This window comes from Roseibium marinum (genome assembly GCF_002906165.1).
Taxonomy (GTDB): Bacteria; Pseudomonadota; Alphaproteobacteria; order Rhizobiales; family Stappiaceae; genus Roseibium; species Roseibium marinum.
Window position 1 is genome coordinate 1 of sequence record NZ_PPCN01000027.1, and the last position, 1,072, is coordinate 1,072.

The window sequence follows — 1,072 nt, forward strand, 5'->3', positions numbered from 1 at the left end:
AACACAAACGACCTATACCGCGGGATGGAGCAGTCCGGTAGCTCGTCAGGCTCATAACCTGAAGGTCGCAGGTTCAAATCCTGCTCCCGCAACCAGCTTGACCTTACGGTCGCCAGACAAAGCGCCCCTGTCAGCTTCATCGGCTGTCAGGAGCGCTTTTTGTTTGGCGATCACCGTCTCACTTATTGGGGCTTGAGACGGATGGTCCGCCGAGATCGCCAAAATCCCGGCAAGGTCACCCAGAAGATCAGCCACCAGACGGTCTTCGCGTTCGTCCGGCGTTAAAACGATCTTCTCGATGAGAGTTCGGATAAGGTCAGCTGCTTCCTGGCGGCTATCCCTGGTGTTCAATGCTTCAATCAGGTTCCTGACCTGATCGTGATAACGATTGGCCATGAACGGATGGAGAAGCGGCGGGGCTTCTTCGACATCCTGAAGCAGGGCTTCCAGTTCTATGCGCCTGTTCTCAAGCAGATGCATTTTGTCCCTGATGGGGGCGACGGGAGCACCGTCCGCGATTGCCTCAACCATCTGGTCCAGCTTCTTGAGCGTTTGCTTATGCTCGCTTTTGTAGCCTTCAATCGAGGCGTTGTGATTGAGGCGCAGCTGGTTCAAGTGAGCAGTATATTCTTTGCAGAAGAGATCACACAGGTCCGGGTCCATCAGGTGGGATTTAAGCGCGTTAAGAACGTCTTGTTCGAGCGTCTCGCGCTTTATTGTCTTGCGGTTGTCGCATGTTCCTTTGTTCCTGGCTGTTGAGCAGCCAAGATGTGTTTGTGAGACCATTGAGTAGCCGCCTCCGCAGCAACCGCATTTGATCAGGCCAGAAAACAGGTTCTTTGGACGCTGCTGCAGCCAGGACTTCTTACCGTGCTTGTTCAGATTCCCTTGCCGGCGGCGAACAGCACCTCCCCGAAAATCGGACAGTGACGGAAGCTACGATTTGACGTCTGCTGGTCTCCATGAACGAGGAGATCGGACTATGTCGAAACGCAGGAACCATGATGCGGGCTTCAAGGCTCGCGTTGCGCTGGAGGCCTTGAAGGGTGAGCGCACGGTGTCGGAACTGGCG

General features: G+C 55.0%; 1 protein-coding gene and 1 tRNA gene. One reads left to right on the forward strand and one right to left on the reverse strand.

Annotation, left to right across the window (positions count from 1 at the left end; genetic code table 11):
- Positions 1-18 precede the first annotated feature (18 nt).
- Positions 19-95: transfer RNA gene (locus CLV41_RS27370), tRNA-Met, on the forward strand.
- Here CLV41_RS27370 and CLV41_RS28440 read toward each other — a convergent pair.
- Entirely contained in the window at positions 52-786 is a 735-nt protein-coding gene (locus CLV41_RS28440) for a hypothetical protein (RefSeq protein WP_408014302.1), read from the reverse strand. The two genes, CLV41_RS27370 and CLV41_RS28440, sit on opposite strands and share 44 nt — an antisense overlap.
- Positions 787-1,072: the final 286 nt, after the last annotated feature.